Raw genomic sequence first — 16,315 nt, 5'->3', positions numbered from 1 at the left:
CAACCAAAGAACATTCCGCTGAAGATGTCCCGACACGACACCTCGATCATTCCGCCCGAGCTTTTGCTGCAGGCCTATCGCGCCGGCATTTTCCCGATGTCGGACAGCCGCGACGATCCCGAAGTCTATTGGGTCGAGCCGCGGATGCGTGCGATTCTGCCGCTGGACGGGTTCCATCTTTCGCACAGCCTTGCCCGAACCTTGCGGCGCGGCCGGTTCCGCGTGACCTGCAACGAGGCGTTCGACGCGGTGATCGACGCCTGCGCTGCGCCGCGCGTCGATGCCGAAGACAGCTGGATCAGCCTGCGCATCGCCGAAAGCTACCGCGAGCTGCACCGCCACGGGCACGCGCATTCGATCGAGTGCTGGCAGAAAATCCCGGGGCAGGATGGCCCTGACGCGCCCGAAGTGCTTGTCGGCGGGCTCTATGGCGTGGGGTTCGACCGGGTGTTCTGCGGCGAAAGCATGTTCAGCCGGGCGAGCGATGCCTCGAAAGTCGCGCTGGCGTGGCTGGTGGCGGCCTTGCGGCGGGCTGGTGCGGAACTGCTCGATTGCCAGTTCAGCACACCGCACCTTGCCTCGCTCGGCGCGGTGGAAATCACCCAGGCGCGCTACCTCGATCTGCTGCAGGACGCACTTTGGCCGGGTTCAGGCCTTCAGGCGGGCGGCGAATCGTCTGCCGGGGCACCGGCTGGCGCCGCCGTCGTGGGGGCGACCGGCTGCTTGCCGACCGGCTTTGCGGCGCTGCTTGTCGATGCGGCGGCGGCGGGGCTTTCCTCCTCGCCGGGGAACTTCATCGCGCAGTCCTTGACCCACACGTCATAGACCGGGTGCTCGACCACATTGAGCGCGGGCGAGTTCTTGAACAGCCAGCCGGAGAAAACCTTGTGCCACGCCAGCTTTTCGCGCGTGGTCGCGCGCTCTTCAACGAAGAGCTGGACGAAGGCTCCGGTCTCTGGCGGATCCTCCCACGGGGCGGTGCGCTCGCAGGTGGCGAGCTTGATGATCGCGTTGCCGATGCGGCGCGATTCGCCGGTTTTCAGTTGAACGATCTGGGTGATGTTGTTGCGCTTGTTGAGAAAGCCGAGCGTGGCGACGCGGTCCTTGACCGGCGTTCCGAACTCGCTTTCCACCGCGCCCGAGGCATTCGCGGCCGGGCCCGCCCCTTGCGTTGCCTCGCTCGGCGGCGGGGCTTCGGCGTTCTTGTTGCCGCCGCATGCAGACAGGGCCAGCAGGCTGGCCGCAAGCAGCAGCGGTGCGATGGAGCGCATCAGCCTTCGGGCGACCAGGCTTCGTAGTCACCCGTCGCACGCGCACGCTTGCCGCCGCGTTCAAGTGCACCCTGCGGGCGGTAGGCGGCAGAAGTGCCAGTGGCGTTGGGGGTAAATTCCACTTCCCAGATGCGCGGCGGCGGCAAGTTGCTTTCCGGCGTACCGTCGAAGTTGCCGTGGAGCCAGCCGTGCCATTCGGCGGGCACGCGGCTCGCATCATTGGCGCCGTTGTAGATCACCCAGCGGCGCTCGCGTCCGGCGAAGGGGTGGCCCTTCGGATAGGGCTTGCGCGCGCGGTAGTAGGTGTTGCCCTGCGCGTCCTGACCGACCTTCACGCCGTTGCGTGCGCTGTCAACCATGGTGCCGAAGGTGGCGCCGTCCCACCAGGTGAAGATCTTGCCGAGGATGCTCATGGCATGCGCGCTTAGCGTCTGAGAGGGGGGTTGGGCAAGCTCAGGATGCATCGTTCCGGCACGATCGCGCTGCATAAGTGGTTGCATTGCGGCCCTGCCTCCATACTCTGGCCGCCATAGCCCCTTGCAACAGGATGGTCGCGTGGCGTGGGAGCATATCAGGATAGCCCGGTTCGGCGGGCCAGAGGTTCTGGAACTGATGACCGAGGACGCGCTGCCGGTGCCCGGGCCAGGCGAGGTACGCGTGAAGGTACTCGCGGCAGGGACGGGCTTTACCGACACATTCATCCGCATGGGCCGCTACCCCGAATTCAAGGGACCGCTGCCGTTCACGCCGGGCTATGACCTCGTCGGCACGGTCGACGAACTGGGCGAAGGCGTGACGCAGCCGGCGCCGGGCACCATGGTGGCGGACATGAGCGTGGTGGGCGGCTACACCCAATATGCGCTGCGGCCTGCCGCTTCGCTGGTGCCGGTGCCCAAGGGCATCGATCCGGCAGAGGCTGTGTGCCTGCCGCTTGCCTACATGACCGCGTACCAGATGCTGGCCCGCGCCGCCGCGATCCAGTCTGGCGCGACGATCCTCGTCATCGGTGCGTCGGGATCGGTGGGCACGGCGCTGCTCGATCTGGCGCGCGCGATGGGGCTCCAGGCGATCGGCACCTGCTCGGCCGCCAACATGGGCGTGGTCGAAAGCTATGGCGCGCAGGCGATCGACTACCGCGCGGGCGATTTCACCGCCGCCGTGTTGCAGGCAACCGGCGGGCGCGGGGTGGACGCCGCGTTCGATGCGATCGGCGGCGCACATTTCAAGCGCTCGTTCGCCGCGCTTGCGAAGGGCGGCGTGCTGGTCGGCTATGGTTCGCAGACGATGGCGACGGGCGGGGAAAGCCTGATCGCGGCAGGGCTCGGCCTGCTCCGCCTCAAGCTGTGGTCCCTGCTGAGCCCGCTGCTGCGCGGTCGGCGAGCGGTGTGGTACTCGATCACCGACCGGCGCAAGACGTACCCTGCACAGTTCGCCGAGGACATGGCCAAGCTGCTGAACTGCCTGAAGGAAGGCCGCATCAAGCCGGTCGTGGCGGACCGCCTGCCGCTCTCCGCAGCCGCCGATGTGCACCGGCGAATCGACAAGGGCGGGCTGGGCGGGAAAGTCGTGCTGCTGCCTTTTGACGCTGTTTCGGCCTAGCCGAAACAGGGCGGCAGCGGACAAAAAAGCCTACCAGCTAACGGTATCGCCGGGCTTCAGGCCGATCTGCGCCGCGCGCCCGCCATTGAGTTCCAGCACGCCTGCCGCATTGCCGAACGAGGGGAGCGGCGAAAGATCATAAGGCACGGCATTGGCCGCGATGTTGAGCACTTTGTGGTCCGCGCCGACGAAGATGATGTCGAGCGGGATCACCGTGTTCTTCATCCAGAACGCGGCGGGCCGGGGCGGGTCCATCGGGAAGATCATCCCCTCGTCCGCGCCCATCGTGGTGCGAAACATGAGGCCGCGCTCCTGCTCGGCAGGGCTGGCGGCGACTTCTACCTTGAACGTATGGGGGCCATTGGCGGTCGTCACCGTGAGCGGCACGACGGTGAGGCCGGAGACCGGATGAACCCCGGACTGCATGGCGGGCTGAGCGGCAGGCGCCGTGGTGGCCGCACCCTGCGCGCTCGTCGAGCCTGCGCCGAGCGGCGAGCAGCCGACCGCAGCGATCAGCAGCGCGAGGCTGGCGGCCCTATTCCAGATCGTCTTCGGCATATTCGTCAGCCCATTCTTCGAGGTCATCAAGGTCCCGCGCTTCCATCACCCGGCGCACGTGGTCAAGCCCGTGCCCCGCGCGAAGGTAGGCCGCGAGGTGCTTGCGGCGCATCGCCGGATCAAGGCAGGGTTCACCTGAATAAGGCCAGAACCGCTTGCGCCGCGCGAAAGCCATGACGGCATGACGGCGCTCGGTTTCGCTGCCGCGCGCAGCGGCGCGCAAGGGTTCGGCAATCCCGTCGTGGTTGAGCGCGGTGTCGATCCGCCGCGCGCCATAGCCGCGGCGCCGAAGGCTTTCGCCCTTTGCAGCGGAGAACGCGGCATCATCAACATATCGACGCTCCGCCATCCGCGCCACGATTGCGGGAACATCCGGCGGGGTTTCCTCCGCCCAGCCGCGCTCGCGCAGCTTGCGCTTGAGATAGGTGGAAAGCCGCCCCGAACTGGTCGCAAATCGCGCCACATAAGTCAGCGCCAGCGCATCAAGCGCAGCCTTGTCGAGCGGTGGCGGCAGGGCTTTTTGCCGCGCGCCGCCGGCTCGGCTCGGCGCGCGTGTGGAACTGGTGTCAGTCGTTCGTGGCGCCATGCCACATTCGTGCCACAGTCCCGCGTAAATGGGAACATCCCGTACTTTGCTGCGGGGACAGAACAGGCCGTTTGGGCCCCTTACGCAATCAACCAGACCAATAAACGGGGTAACGCATGACTGTCCTGGACGCCGCCACCAAGGCCGCTCTGGTTCCCACGCCCAACGATGATGGGCGTCCGCGTCGATTTGCCGATTTCGAAACTTTCTGCGAGGCGCTCGATTTCGCCGCAGAAGGCCCCTGCGGCCTCAACTTTCACGACGCACGCGGCACGCTCTCGCGCGTTTATCCTTACGCCGAGCTGCGCACGGATGCGCTGGTCGCCGCACGCCGCCTGCTCGCGATGGGTGTGCAGGCGGGCGACCGCATTGCCCTGATCGCAGAGACCGGGCCCGATTTCGCCGCGCTGTTCTGCGGCGCGATGTATGCCGGCGCCTGGCCGGTGCCGCTTCCGCTGCCGACCAGCTTCGGCGGCAAGGAGAACTACATCGATCAGCTGGCGGTGCAGATCACCAGCTCCGATCCCGCGATGCTGATCTATCCCGACGAGATCGCCGCGATTTGCGCCGCCGCTGCCGAGCGCTGCGGCTGCAAGGGGCTGACCTGGCTGGAATTCGCCGCCGCAGCCGAACCTGCCGATACCGCGCTGCCAACGCCCGACCCGGACGCGATTTCCTATCTTCAGTACTCCAGCGGCTCGACCCGCTTTCCGCACGGCGTCGCGGTCACGCACCGCGCGCTGCTGGCGAACCTTGCGGGCCATTCGACCGGCATGAAGTTCCAGCCGGGTGACCGCGCGATCAGCTGGCTGCCGTGGTACCATGATATGGGCCTCGTCGGCTGCTTCCTCTCGTTGATCGCCAACCAGGTTTCCGCCGACTATCTGAAGACCGAGGACTTCGCCCGCCGTCCGCTGGCGTGGCTCGACCTCATCAGCCGCAACAAGGGCACCTCGCTCTCCTATTCGCCGACCTTTGGCTACGACATCTGCGCCCGCCGCATTTCGAGCCAGAGCAGCGTTGCCGATCGCTTCGACCTCTCGCGCTGGCGCGTGGCAGGCAACGGCGCGGACATGATCCGTCCCGACGTGATGCAGAGCTTCGTCAACGCCTTCGCCGACGCCGGCTTCAAGGCGAGCGCGTTCCTGCCGAGCTACGGGCTTGCCGAAGCGACCCTCGCGGTGACCCTGATGCCGCCGGGCGAAGGCATCCGCGTCGAGCTGGTCGAGGAAGAACGCCTTTCCGGCACGCCGCGCGATCTCTCGCGCCCGGCCCGCTACCGCGCCATCGTCAATTGCGGCAAGGCCGTGCGCGGCATGGAAGTGGAAGTGCGCGGCGAACATGGCGAGCCGCTTGCCCACCACCACATCGGCAAGGTGTGGTGCCGCGGCTCCTCGGTCATGCATTCCTACTTCCGCGATCCGGAAGCGACCGAGGCCTGCATGGTGGATGGCTGGCTCGATACCGGCGACATGGGTTACCTCAACGAAGAGGGCTACCTGTTCATCGTTGGCCGGGCGAAGGACATGATCATCATCAACGGCAAGAACCACTGGCCGCAGGATATCGAATGGGCGGTCGAGCAGCTGCCCGGCTTCCACCAGGGCGATATCGCTGCCTTCTCGGTAGAGACGGAGAGCGGTGAGGAGACCCCGGCGGTCCTCGTCCACTGCCGCGTTTCCGACCCCGAAGAGCGCGTGAAGCTGCGCGACGCGATCCGCGACAAGGTGCGCGCGATCACCGGCATGAATTGCGTGATCGAACTCGTGCCCCCGCGCACGCTGCCGCGCACCAGCTCGGGCAAGCTGAGCCGCGCGAAGGCGAAGAAGCTTTATTTGGCGGGCGAGATCGAGCCTTACAGCCTCGCGGCTTGAGGGCGCGCCGGATTCGCACTCCGGCCACCCCCACTCCGGCCACTCCTTGCAGCAGTTTCCAAGACCCGCTCACCCTGAGCTTGTCGAAGGGTGCTGGAGCAACAGCCGCGTCTGATGCTTCGACAAGCTCAGCATGAGCGGGAGTTGGAAGGCCGTGAGATGCTGGCCTATCCGACCAGCTTCTCGCCCTTTTCGCGCACCGCGCTTTCGATCATCCGCCGTGCGAAGCCAGCGCCTGCGGGGATCTCGACCTCGAAATCGAGCGAAGCCTCGGTGACCGTCGCGCTGCAGGGGATCGTATAGCCCATCGCGCTGACAACAACGCTCAGCGTATCCTCATCGGCCCAGCTGGTTTCGACCGTGGCAAGGCTGCCGAGCATGCCCTTGGCCTTGTCTTCCGCCTGCCCCAGCCGCGCGGTGATGCGGCGGCGCAGTTCATCCTTGCCGAGGGTGTGGGGGATAGAGATGCGCATCAGGCGTCCGTCTTCGGAGCGGTCAATTGGGGTGCGGACTGTTCCAGCCCGTCCCCGTACTTGTAATCGAGGAACCGGCCGCGCACGGCGAGGGCATCGAGATCACCAGCCGCCAGCTGCCGGGTTACGGCGTCGATCTCGGCGCTGATCTTGCCGAGGCCGTCGGTGAGCTGCTGATCGGCCGAGCGTCCGTCGCGCTCCTCGCGGCGCAGGTTCGCGGGGATCCGGCGATAGCTTTCGACCATGCCGGGAAGATGCTCACCCACCAGCTTGCGCACTTCGGAGACGGCGGGTTCCGCCTGATCGACGCCTTCGAGTTGCAGGCCAAGGCCATCGAGCTGAACGCCGATCTGGTCGATCAGGTTCACCGCTGGCGCGGGCAGCGCGGGGCGCTGCGCTTCCAGCCACAGTTCGGTGCGCGCGACCATCGAGCGGACATCGCCCCGGTTGAGCATGCCCAGTTCGGGCACTTTCATGCGGGGAAACGTGCCGAGCAGCGCAAGCGCGGCGACGATCGCGAAGAACGTGACCATGATGCCGGTGAAGCCGATGCCGTCGATCACGAGGCCGGTGACGAGCGCGGTGAACAGGATGCCCATCACCGCGAAAGCCATGCGCGCGGCCTTGCGTGCCATGTGCAGCCGCTTCAGTTCGGCCGAGCGCCGCCCGATGGATTTGCCGCCCACCCGGCGCCCACCCGCCTGCTGGCGCTGCAGGCTGGCGCGCGCTTCGGCAAGGATGCGGCTGCTGTCGCTCGCGCTCTCTGCCATCGGTGCCTCAGCCTTCGAGGCTCAGCAGCGGCGAAGTCGCGCCGCCTTCCAGCTTGGCCTGTGCCTGGCCCTCGGCGCGGGCGATGTAACCCTTGGACTTCTCGACCTCGCCCGAAAGCGTGTCGACCGTCTGCTTCATCGCGTCGAGCGCCTTCAATTTGAACGTGTCGATGGTGTCCATCGTCTCGTAGATGTTCTGGAATGCGCGCTGCAGCGTCTCGAGCGGGATCGTGGACGAGGCGGCCATCTCGTGGATCTTGCCGGTTTGTTCGCGCAGCAGCTTTCCGGTGGAATCGATGATGTTCGCGGTCGTCGTGTTGAGCGCGGTGATCTGCGAGAGGACGAGGCGCTGGTTGGTCATCGCCTGCGCGACAGTGACGGCGGTGCGCAGCGCGGCGACGGTGGTCGTACCCGCGCGGTCGACGCCCTTCACCAGCTCGACATTGTTCTTCTTGACCAGATCGAGCGCGAGGTAGCCCTGCACCGTGACGGCCATCTGCGTCAGCAGATCCTGCGTGCGCTGGCGGGTGTAGAACAGCGCGGTTTCGCGGATCGCCTTGGCCTTGGCGGGATCGGTGTGATCGAGATCGTTCGCCGCATCTTCCAGCTTCTGATCGAGCACCTTGGAGATGTGGATCATCTGCTCGAGATTGCCCATCGCTTCCCACAGCTTGCCGCGCTCCACGTCGATCGCGGCGTTGTCCATCAGCAGCTCGTCCTTGCCCGAAGCGAGGCGGTCGAGGATGGCCTTGATGTGCCCCTGCGAGGATTGGTAGCTGTCGAAATAGGTCTTCAGCTTGTTGCCGAAGGGGATGATACCGAGGATCTTGCGCGGGCCGGAAAGCTTGCCCTGACGGCCGGGATCAAGCTCTTCCACCGTGCGGCGGAGCGCGGCAAGATCGGCGCCAACGCCCGAATCCTTATCCATCGCGCGGACCGGCCGATCGAGAAAACGGTTCGACATGCCCGCCGCCTGCGCGATTTCCTTGCGGCCCATGTTGGACAGCTGATCGACGCGCTTGCCGAATTCAGGGCTGGCCGCATCCTGCGCGACAAGGTCCGCCACAAAGGCTTCGGCGCGGGCTTCGAGCTTGGACTTGGTCTCATCCGCGACGGGCACGAGGCCGGCAGCCTGCGTGGGTGCAACCACGGGCACGGGATCGGGCGGGGTCAGGGTGATCGGGGAAACGGTGTCGGTCGAGTTGCTGGCCATGGCGTGACGTCTCATTCCCGTGTGGGGCGTATGGACCGACAATGTGGCGTGCCAAGGGCCGGTTCGCAAGCTGTATTGGCAAGATAATACAGCACATGCCTGCCTATCTGCCTTTTGGGCCTGCTCGACAGGAGCGGGCGGGAAGGCCAAGCCGGGACATGGCCGAGCCCCTCCTCCTCCTGCGCTGCGCCGTGTTCGGCGCGTCGGGCGGCATTGGCCGCGCGCTGGCAGAAGCGCTCGCCGCGCGTGGCGACGTTGCCGAAGTGCACGTCGGATCGCGCGGAGGGCAGGCTCCAAGCGGCGGCAAGATGCGGCCTTTCGCGTTCGATCTGGCCGATGAAGGCAGCATCGCGGCGGCCTGCACGAGGATCGGCGCACCGCTCGACATGGTGCTGATCGCGACCGGCAGGCTGACGCGGGCGGATGGGACAGGCCCCGAAAAATCGTACCGCGCGCTAAGCGGCGAAGGCATGGCGGAACTCTTAGCGATGAATACGATCGGCCCGGCGCTGATCGCCAAGCACGCGCTGCCCTTGCTGCGGCGGGATGGCCGCGCAGTGTTCGCAGCGATATCGGCGCGGGTCGGCTCGATCTCGGACAATCGGCTGGGCGGCTGGCACGCCTACCGTGCCAGCAAGGCCGCGCTCAACATGGTGGTGAAGAACCTCGCGCTCGAACTGGCGCGGACGCACCCGCAGGCCGTGGCCGTGACGCTGCATCCGGGGACGGTGGACACTGCGCTATCAGCCCCGTTCCAGCGCGGGGTGACCGAGGGGAAGCTGTTCACGCCCACGTTTTCGGCACAGGCGCTGCTGGGGGTGCTGGGTGGGCTGACCCCGGCGGACAGCGGCGGGCTCTATGCTTGGGATGGGGCGCGAATACCGTTCTAGTCCGGCTCAATACCCCCGTATCTCCTGCAGGAACCGATCCCCATAAGCCTCCAGCTTGCGCGCGCCGACGCCGCCGATGGCGCCCAGATCCTGCAACGTCGCTGGCCGCCGCGCCGCCATGTCGCGCAGCACGGAATCGTGGAAGATCACGTAGGGCGGCACCCCGGCTTCCTGCGCGAGTTCGCGGCGCAATCCGCGCAAAGCCTCGAACAGCGGGTCGCCGATGGGGTTCGGCTCGCCCTCAGCCCCGCGGCGGCGGCGCGAGGTGCGCTCGGCCTTGGGCGCGACGACGAGATCGAGGCGGCCCTCACCCTTGAGCAGCGCACGCGCATCGCCGCCGAGCATGAAGCCTCCGTGCTCGTTAGTGATGAGCGTGCCGCGGGCCTGCAGGGCACGGGCGACGGGCCGCAGGAGCGCTGCTTCTTCGCCCGGCACGATCCCGAAGACGGAAAGCTGGTCGTGCCCGCGATCCGTCACCCGCTCGTCCGCCGCGCCGGTGAGCACCTTTTCGAGGTAGCCGAGGCCGAACATCTGCCCGGTGCGGTAGACGGCAGACAACAGCTTGCGCGCCAGTTGGGTTGCGTCCGTCACCCCCGGCGCGTGGAGGCAATTGTCGCAATTGCCGCAAGTTTCGGGCGGGTGCTCGCCAAAGTGGCGCAAGAGCACGGCCCGGCGGCAGGTGGGCGTTTCGACAAGATTGGCGAGGGCATCGAGCCGCGCGCGTTCGCTGGGCTGGCGGTGCTCCTCGACCTCGCTGATGCGCATGCGCGCGCGGGCGAAATCATCTGCGCCCCAGAGCATCAAGGCGACCGCATCGTCCCCATCCCGGCCGGCGCGGCCGGTTTCCTGGTAGTAGCCCTCGATCGACTTGGGCAGGCCCGCGTGGGCAACGAAGCGCACATCGGGCTTGTCGATGCCCATGCCGAAGGCGACCGTGGCCACCATCACCATGTCCTCGCTTGCGACGAAGGCAGCCTGATTGGCGGCGCGCACTTCGGGCGGGAGGCCGGCGTGATAGGGGAGGACGCGGCGCCCCCCTTCGGCGAGTTGCCCAGCGAGCTTTTCGACACCGTTGCGCGTGGGCGCATAGACGATGCCGGGGCCGGGCTGCTCTGCCAGCAGCGCCTTCAGCTGGCGCAGCGCATTGTCGCGCGGGGTGATGCGGTAGCGGATGTTGGGCCGATCAAACCCGGCGATGATCAGCCCATCTTCGGCAATGCCAAGCTGGGCGAGGATATCGGCGCGAGTGTGCCTGTCTGCCGTGGCGGTGAGCGCAAGGCGGGGCACCTCAGGGAAGCTATCGAGCAGCGGGCGCAGCAGGCGGTAGTCGGGCCGGAAATCGTGGCCCCATTCAGAGACGCAATGCGCCTCGTCGATGGCGAACAGCGCGATGGGCGCGCGGGTCAGCAGTTCGCGGAAATGCGGCTGGCTGGCGCGTTCGGGCGCAATGTAGAGCAGATCCAGCTGGCCATTGCGGAAGCGCTCGATCGTCTGCTCCCGGTCCATGTCGACACTGGTCAGCGCCGCAGCGGCAAGGCCATTGGCATTGGCGGCGCGAAGCTGATCGTGCATCAGCGCGATGAGCGGGGAGACGACGACGCAGGTGCCGGGGAGCATCGCGGCGGGAAGCTGGTAGGTCAGCGATTTGCCGGCGCCGGTGGGCATGACGGCGAGCGTAGATTGCCCCGCGAGGACGCGGCTGACAACCTGATCCTGCACCCCGCGGAACCGCGCGAAGCCGAACACGCGGGCCAGCGCGGAGAGTGCGTCTTCACGGGTCTCAGGGCTGATCGTGCTCACGGCGATGCCATGGCAGATCGCGGCGCCTAAGGAAAAGCCCTATTGGCTCCGCGCCGGATTATCCCCGATCAATTGAACCCAGCAGCCATCCGGTGGCCCTGAAGAGCGACCACGAGCGGGACAGGACATGGCTGCCGCCTAGGGATGGCGCGCCCGCACGAGCACCCCTTCCTCAGCCGCGGTGAAAGCACTGGCGCCCTTCGCTGCATCATCGGGAACCGCGGTGGTGAAGAAGGCAACCCCTCGCCCTGTCCTCGGATCGAGCCAGAGGCCCGAGCGCAAGGCATAGGCCTCGCCAGGATGGCCGATCCGGGGCACGCCATCCCCGAAGGGATCATCGTGGCAGCCCTCGCTGCGGTTCCCGATCAGCTGGAGGCCGAGGCCATAGGCGCAGAAGAAACCGTCCGGATCGCCATTTTCGCCGACGCCATTGTGGCCGTTGAAGCGCCATTCAGGCGTGGTGAGCGCGGCGTAGCTGGCGGGCGTGAGGAACCCGTGTCCACCGCGCGCGAGCATCTGGCCCACGCGGGCGAGGTCGTTCATCGAAATGCGCAGGCCGCCCTGCGGCGAAAACAGCGCGCCGTTCCAGCCGGGCGTGTAGTCATCGAGATTGCAGGGCTGACCGTCCTTCACCACAACGGGACAGGCGGGCAGTGCTCCGCGCAGATCATCGCGCGCCACGGTGCCATCGGCACGGTAGAGCACGACCGCACTCATCGCCGCGACGCCGGTGCAGCCGGACCAGTTGTAGCACGCGGAAAGCCCGAGCGGTTTGAGCACGATGCGCTGCATCAGGCGGTCGAACCGTTCGCCGGTGGCAGCTTCCATGACCGACGCGACCACCGGGAAATTGAGGTTGGTATAGTGAAACCAGTCTTCGCCGGGCCCATGCGCCGCATCCCACGCGCGCGGATCGGCGAGACGTTGGCGGATCGTTTCGCCGAGCGGGATGATGTAGTCCGCACCGTCCGTCAGGCCAGAGCGGTGCGAAAGCAGGAGGCGCAGCGTGATCGGCCGATCCGGGAACTGCGGGTGGCGCAGTTGCCAGTGGAGATAGTCCGACACATCGCGATCGAGATCGAGCACGCCGGCATCGACCAGCCGCAGCACGCCGAGCGTGGTGACGAGCTTGGAGATCGAGGCAATCCGCACCGGATCATCAGTCGATACGGGGCGACCGGAGGTGGCGTCCGCGGTTCCCTCGATCACGGCGGGGCGGATCGACTGGCGATCGAAATTGACCGCAACCGTAACGGAATGCATCCCCTGCGCCTGCGCGCGAACCGCCGTTCCCGGAACGAACAGCAACGCGGCGACGAGGCAGAGCCAGCCCCTCACCCTTGCACCGCCCCAAGGCCCAATCTTGCAAGGCGCGGGCGCACATTGGGCACGGTCAACATGGTGCTGGCGACGGCCATCAGCAGCATCGCGGTGAAGGTTTCCGCAGTGATGATCTGCTTGTCGAGCAAGACGTTGACGAAGATTATCATGATGAGCGCCTTGGTCTGGAGCATCCAGCCAATGACAGCCGCTTCGCCCTTAGACCAGCCGAGAATGCGGCCGGCAACCTGAACGCCGGCCAGCTTGCCGATGACCGTTGCGCCAAGAAACAGCGCCGCCGCGCCGAACACGGCTGCCCCGCCGACGCCCCAGTTGGTCCGCAGCCCGGTAGACAGGAAGAACACCGGCATGACCGCGAGGAGGAGGAAGCTGCGGAAGCCATCGAGCCTTTCGCGCGAGAACCACTTCGCATCGAGCACCGCGCCCGCGAGGAACGCGCCGACCATGAAGTGAAGGCCCGACCAGTCTGCCGCGAAACCGCAGGCGGAAAGCCAGACGAGGCTGACATACCAGCGGTCATTCTCGCCGATGCGCGCGACGAGTTGACGCACCGCCCATGCCGCCCCCGCGAAGCCCACGAGGAACAGCCCCTGCCGGCCAACCCGCTCCCAATCGAGCAGGATCAGCGCCAGCACGCCCCAGATCAGCACATCATCGAGGCTGGCGTAGCGCAGCAGGCGCTGGCCGAAGGGGGTGCGAAAAATCTCCAGCTTTTCCATCAGCAGCACGAGGATGGGCAGCGCGGTGACCGCGCAGGCCATGCCGATGCCGAGTACGGCCTGACCATAGTTGCCCTTCGGCCCGATCCAGCCGGGCTGCAGCAGCAGCATCGCCGCCGCAGCCGCACCAAGCAGCAGCGGGAACAGCAGCGCGCAGCCAGCGGTGATCGCCGTCTCGCGCCAGTTTTCCAGCGCGTCGCTGAGATCGAGTTCGAGGCCCGCCGCAAAGACGAACATCATCACCGCCCACCACGCGACACCATTGAGCGCGCCGATGACCTGCGGGTTGAACACGAAGGCGTAGTAACCGGGGAATACTGCGCCAAGCACGCCGGGGCCGAGAATGATGCCGCCAACGATCTGCACCACCACGAGCGGGGCGTAGTGATCGGTGCGCAGCAGGCGCCAGAACGCATAGGGCACGGCGAGGATGATCGTCAGTGCGATCAGGAAGATTTCGGAGGTGCTCATGGCGGGCATTTGCGGTTGTTTAGTGCCTCCGCGGTGCAAGAGCCACTGCCCTTGCACCGCCGATCCCCAGCCCTGTCATGCAAATTCAGTCCAGATTGGGTCGCAGCCAGCGCTCGGTCGTCGGCAGATCGAAACCGCGGCGCACCGCGTAGTCTTCCACCTGATCGCGGCCGATCCGCGCGACGCCGAAGTACTCGCTTTCCGGGTGCGCGAAGTAGAAGCCCGAGACGGCGGCGGTGGGGAGCATCGCCTGCGATTCGGTCAGCGTGATCCCGGCGTTGTCCTGCGCCTTGAGGAGATCGAACAGGATCGGCTTGAGGCTGTGGTCCGGGCAGGCCGGATAGCCCGGTGCTGGGCGGATGCCGCGATACTGCTCGCGGATCAGGGCCTCGTTGGTGAGTTGCTCGCCCGGCGCATAGGCCCAGAGCGTGGTGCGCACATGCTGGTGCAGGCGTTCGGCATAAGCCTCGGCGAAGCGGTCTGCGAGGGCCTTCAGCAGGATATCGTTGTAATCGTCATGCGCGGCCTTGAAGCGTTCGAGGTGCGGTTCGATCCCGTGGATGCCCACCGCGAAGCCGCCGAGCCAATCGCCCTGCGGATCGATAAAATCGGCAAGGCACATGTTCTTCCGGTCGCGGCTCTTGCGGATCTGCTGGCGCAGGAAGGGAATGCGGACGTGGCGCTCTTCCTCAGGGAGGTAGAGCACGACGTCATCCTCCTCGCGGTGGCAGGGCCAGAACCCGGCAACGCCTTTCGCGGTGAACCACTTTTCGGCGATAATTGCTTTAAGCATCGCCTGCGCATCGGCGAACAGGCTGCGCGCGCTTTCGCCGACGATCTCGTCATCAAGGATGGCCGGGTAGTTTCCGGCGAGTTCCCAGGCGCGGAAGAACGGGGTCCAGTCGATGCATTCGGCCAGATCCGCGAGATCCCATTCGGGGAAGACGTGGAGACCGGGCTGTTCGGGCGGCGGGGCCTTCTCCGAAAGGTCCGGCGCATAGGCATTGGCGCGGGCATCGGCGAGGCTGAGGAGGACGGAAGGCTCCTTGCCCGCACGCAGATCGCGCACGTGCTGGTATTCGCCCGCCGTCGCTTCGACGAAGCCGTCGCGCTGGGTATCGGAGAGCAACTGGCTGGCGACACCGACAGCGCGGCTGGCATCGAGGACGTGGACGACCGGGCCTTCATAGGCCGGATCGATGCGCAGCGCGGTGTGGACCTTGCTGGTGGTCGCCCCGCCGATCAGCAGCGGAATGGTGAACCCGGCGCGCTGCATTTCCTCCGCCACGGTCACCATTTCGTCGAGCGAGGGGGTGATGAGGCCGGAGAGGCCGATCATGTCGACATCCTCTGCCTTCGCCACTTCGAGGATCTTCGACCACGGCACCATGACGCCGAGATCGATCACTTCGTAACCGTTGCACTGGAGCACGACGCCGACGATGTTCTTGCCGATATCGTGGACGTCGCCCTTGACGGTGGCCATGATCATGCGGCCCTTGGGGCGCGCGCCGGGCAGCTTTTCCGCCTCGATGTAGGGGATGAGGTGGGCGACCGCCTTCTTCATCACGCGCGCGGATTTGACGACCTGCGGCAGGAACATCTTGCCCGAGCCGAACAGGTCTCCCACCGTGTTCATGCCCTGCATCAGGGGGCCTTCGATCACTTCGATCGGGCGGCCGCCGCGAGCGAAGATTTCCGCGCGGGCTTCCTCGGTGTCCTCGACGACATAGAGGTCGATGCCCTTGACGAGCGCGTGTTCGAGGCGGCGGACGACGTCCCAGCCGCGCCATTCCTCGGCGGCCTTTTCGGCGACAGCGTCCTTGCCCTTGAAACTCTCGGCCAGCGTGATCAAACGCTCGGTTGCGTCAGGATGGCGCATGAGGAGCACGTCCTCGCAGGCCTCGCGCAGAACCGGGTCGATCTGGTCGTAGATATCGAGCTGCCCCGCGTTGACGATGGCCATGTCCATGCCCGCCGGGATCGCGTGGTAGAGGAACACCGAGTGCATCGCGCGGCGGACGGTTTCGTTGCCGCGGAACGAAAACGAGAGGTTGGAGAGGCCGCCCGAGATGTGGACGTGCGGGCAGCGGGCACGGATCTCGCGCGCGGCTTCGATGAAATCGAGCGCGTAGCGATCATGCTCCTCGATGCCGGTGGCGACGGCGAACACGTTGGGATCGAAGATGATGTCTTCCGCCGGGAAACCGATGCCCAGCAGCAGCTTGTATGCTCGCTCGCAGATCTCGACCTTGCGCTGTTTCGTGTCCGCCTGGCCCTTCTCGTCGAAGGCCATGACAACAACTGCGGCGCCATAGTCCATGCACTTGCGGGCGTGCACTAGGAAGGCTTCCTCGCCTTCCTTCATCGAGATCGAATTGACGATAGGCTTGCCCGAAACGCACTTGAGCCCGGCCTCGATCACCTCCCACTTCGAGCTGTCGATCATCACCGGGACGCGGGCGATATCGGGCTCGGCAGCGATCAGCTTGAGGAAGGTCGTCATGGCATGGACCGCATCGAGCAGGCCTTCGTCCATGTTGACGTCGATGATCTGCGCGCCGTTTTCGACCTGCTGGCGCGCGACTTCGACCGCCTTGGCGTAGTCACCGGCGAGGATCAGCTTCTTGAACGCGGCGGAACCGGTGACGTTGGTGCGTTCGCCGACGTTGACGAAAGAGGAGCCGGTGGGGCGCGTGGCGGTGGCAGTATCGGTGGTCATTTCGGACTCCCCCCTCCCGCTTGCGGGA

Annotated in this window: 14 protein-coding genes and 1 pseudogene; 4 read left to right on the top strand and 11 right to left on the bottom strand. The window is 66.3% G+C overall.

Annotated features, from left to right (window positions below; translation table 11 throughout):
* Positions 1 to 24: 24 nt before the first annotated feature.
* On the top strand, positions 25 to 825 hold the full coding sequence (gene aat, locus NSE01_RS07410) for a leucyl/phenylalanyl-tRNA--protein transferase (RefSeq protein WP_170233781.1): 801 nt from the start codon (positions 25 to 27) through the stop codon (positions 823 to 825).
* A 35-nt stretch (positions 826 to 860) separates the two neighbouring features.
* Here aat and NSE01_RS07405 read toward each other — a convergent pair.
* Both NSE01_RS07405 and NSE01_RS07400 read right to left on the bottom strand, forming a co-directional pair.
* Positions 861 to 1,271 (bottom strand): annotated as a pseudogene (locus NSE01_RS07405) (DUF2155 domain-containing protein); the annotation flags it as partial.
* Positions 1,271 to 1,684: an NADH:ubiquinone oxidoreductase subunit NDUFA12 gene (locus NSE01_RS07400; protein WP_147158969.1), complete on the bottom strand. Its 414-nt coding sequence runs from the start codon at positions 1,682 to 1,684 to the stop codon at positions 1,271 to 1,273. The gene NSE01_RS07400 and the pseudogene NSE01_RS07405, both read right to left, overlap by 1 nt.
* A gap of 142 nt (positions 1,685 to 1,826) precedes the next feature.
* Between NSE01_RS07400 and NSE01_RS07395 the strand changes: the two genes are divergently transcribed.
* Positions 1,827 to 2,870: a medium chain dehydrogenase/reductase family protein gene (locus NSE01_RS07395; RefSeq protein WP_147158968.1), complete on the top strand. Its 1,044-nt coding sequence runs from the start codon at positions 1,827 to 1,829 to the stop codon at positions 2,868 to 2,870.
* Positions 2,871 to 2,900: 30 nt separating this feature from the next.
* Here NSE01_RS07395 and NSE01_RS07390 read toward each other — a convergent pair whose 3' ends face one another.
* A complete protein-coding gene (locus NSE01_RS07390; protein ID WP_147158967.1) occupies positions 2,901 to 3,428 on the bottom strand; it encodes a DUF192 domain-containing protein in 528 nt (175 codons plus the stop codon).
* A complete protein-coding gene (locus NSE01_RS07385; protein WP_147158966.1) occupies positions 3,406 to 4,014 on the bottom strand; it encodes a regulatory protein RecX in 609 nt (202 codons plus the stop codon). Before NSE01_RS07385 ends, NSE01_RS07390 begins: the two co-directional genes overlap by 23 nt.
* Positions 4,015 to 4,130: 116 nt before the next feature.
* Between NSE01_RS07385 and NSE01_RS07380 the strand changes: the two genes are divergently transcribed.
* Complete coding sequence (locus tag NSE01_RS07380) at positions 4,131 to 5,888, top strand: fatty acyl-AMP ligase (RefSeq protein WP_147158965.1); 1,758 nt, start codon at positions 4,131 to 4,133, stop codon at positions 5,886 to 5,888.
* Between the two features lie 167 nt (positions 5,889 to 6,055).
* Here NSE01_RS07380 and NSE01_RS07375 read toward each other — a convergent pair whose 3' ends face one another.
* From NSE01_RS07375 to NSE01_RS07365, 3 genes are read right to left on the bottom strand one after another with little or no spacing between them, the layout of a single operon-like run.
* A complete protein-coding gene (locus NSE01_RS07375) occupies positions 6,056 to 6,361 on the bottom strand; it encodes a polyhydroxyalkanoic acid system family protein (protein ID WP_147158964.1) in 306 nt (101 codons plus the stop codon).
* Positions 6,361 to 7,131 (bottom strand): hypothetical protein, encoded by a 771-nt coding sequence (locus NSE01_RS07370; protein WP_147158963.1) that lies wholly within the window; start codon positions 7,129 to 7,131, stop codon positions 6,361 to 6,363. The genes NSE01_RS07375 and NSE01_RS07370 overlap by 1 nt, the downstream gene beginning before the upstream one ends.
* 7 nt (positions 7,132 to 7,138) lie before the next feature.
* A complete protein-coding gene (locus tag NSE01_RS07365) occupies positions 7,139 to 8,344 on the bottom strand; it encodes a toxic anion resistance protein (RefSeq protein ID WP_147158962.1) in 1,206 nt (401 codons plus the stop codon).
* Positions 8,345 to 8,502: 158 nt separating this feature from the next.
* On the opposite strand from NSE01_RS07365, the gene NSE01_RS07360 reads away from it, so the two are divergent.
* On the top strand, positions 8,503 to 9,234 hold the full coding sequence (locus NSE01_RS07360; RefSeq protein WP_174812011.1) for an SDR family oxidoreductase: 732 nt from the start codon (positions 8,503 to 8,505) through the stop codon (positions 9,232 to 9,234).
* A gap of 6 nt (positions 9,235 to 9,240) precedes the next feature.
* Here NSE01_RS07360 and recQ read toward each other — a convergent pair whose 3' ends face one another.
* From recQ to metH, 4 genes are all read right to left on the bottom strand, one after another.
* On the bottom strand, positions 9,241 to 11,034 hold the full coding sequence (gene recQ, locus NSE01_RS07355) for a DNA helicase RecQ (RefSeq protein WP_246135083.1): 1,794 nt from the start codon (positions 11,032 to 11,034) through the stop codon (positions 9,241 to 9,243).
* 138 nt (positions 11,035 to 11,172) lie between these two features.
* Entirely contained in the window at positions 11,173 to 12,372 is a 1,200-nt protein-coding gene (locus NSE01_RS07350; protein WP_246135082.1) for a serine hydrolase domain-containing protein, read from the bottom strand.
* Positions 12,369 to 13,565 (bottom strand): cation:proton antiporter, encoded by a 1,197-nt coding sequence (locus tag NSE01_RS07345; RefSeq protein WP_147158961.1) that lies wholly within the window; start codon positions 13,563 to 13,565, stop codon positions 12,369 to 12,371. The genes NSE01_RS07350 and NSE01_RS07345 overlap by 4 nt, the downstream gene beginning before the upstream one ends.
* 85 nt (positions 13,566 to 13,650) lie before the next feature.
* The gene (metH, locus tag NSE01_RS07340; protein ID WP_147158960.1) at positions 13,651 to 16,287 is read right to left on the bottom strand and encodes a methionine synthase; all 2,637 of its coding nucleotides are present in this window, start codon (positions 16,285 to 16,287) and stop codon (positions 13,651 to 13,653) included.
* Positions 16,288 to 16,315: the final 28 nt, after the last annotated feature.

The organism is Novosphingobium sediminis (assembly GCF_007991615.1).
In the GTDB taxonomy this organism is placed as follows: domain Bacteria; phylum Pseudomonadota; class Alphaproteobacteria; order Sphingomonadales; family Sphingomonadaceae; genus Novosphingobium; species Novosphingobium sediminis.
The sequence above is the reverse complement of the archived record's forward strand: the minus strand, read 5'-3'. Positions and strand labels throughout refer to the sequence as shown.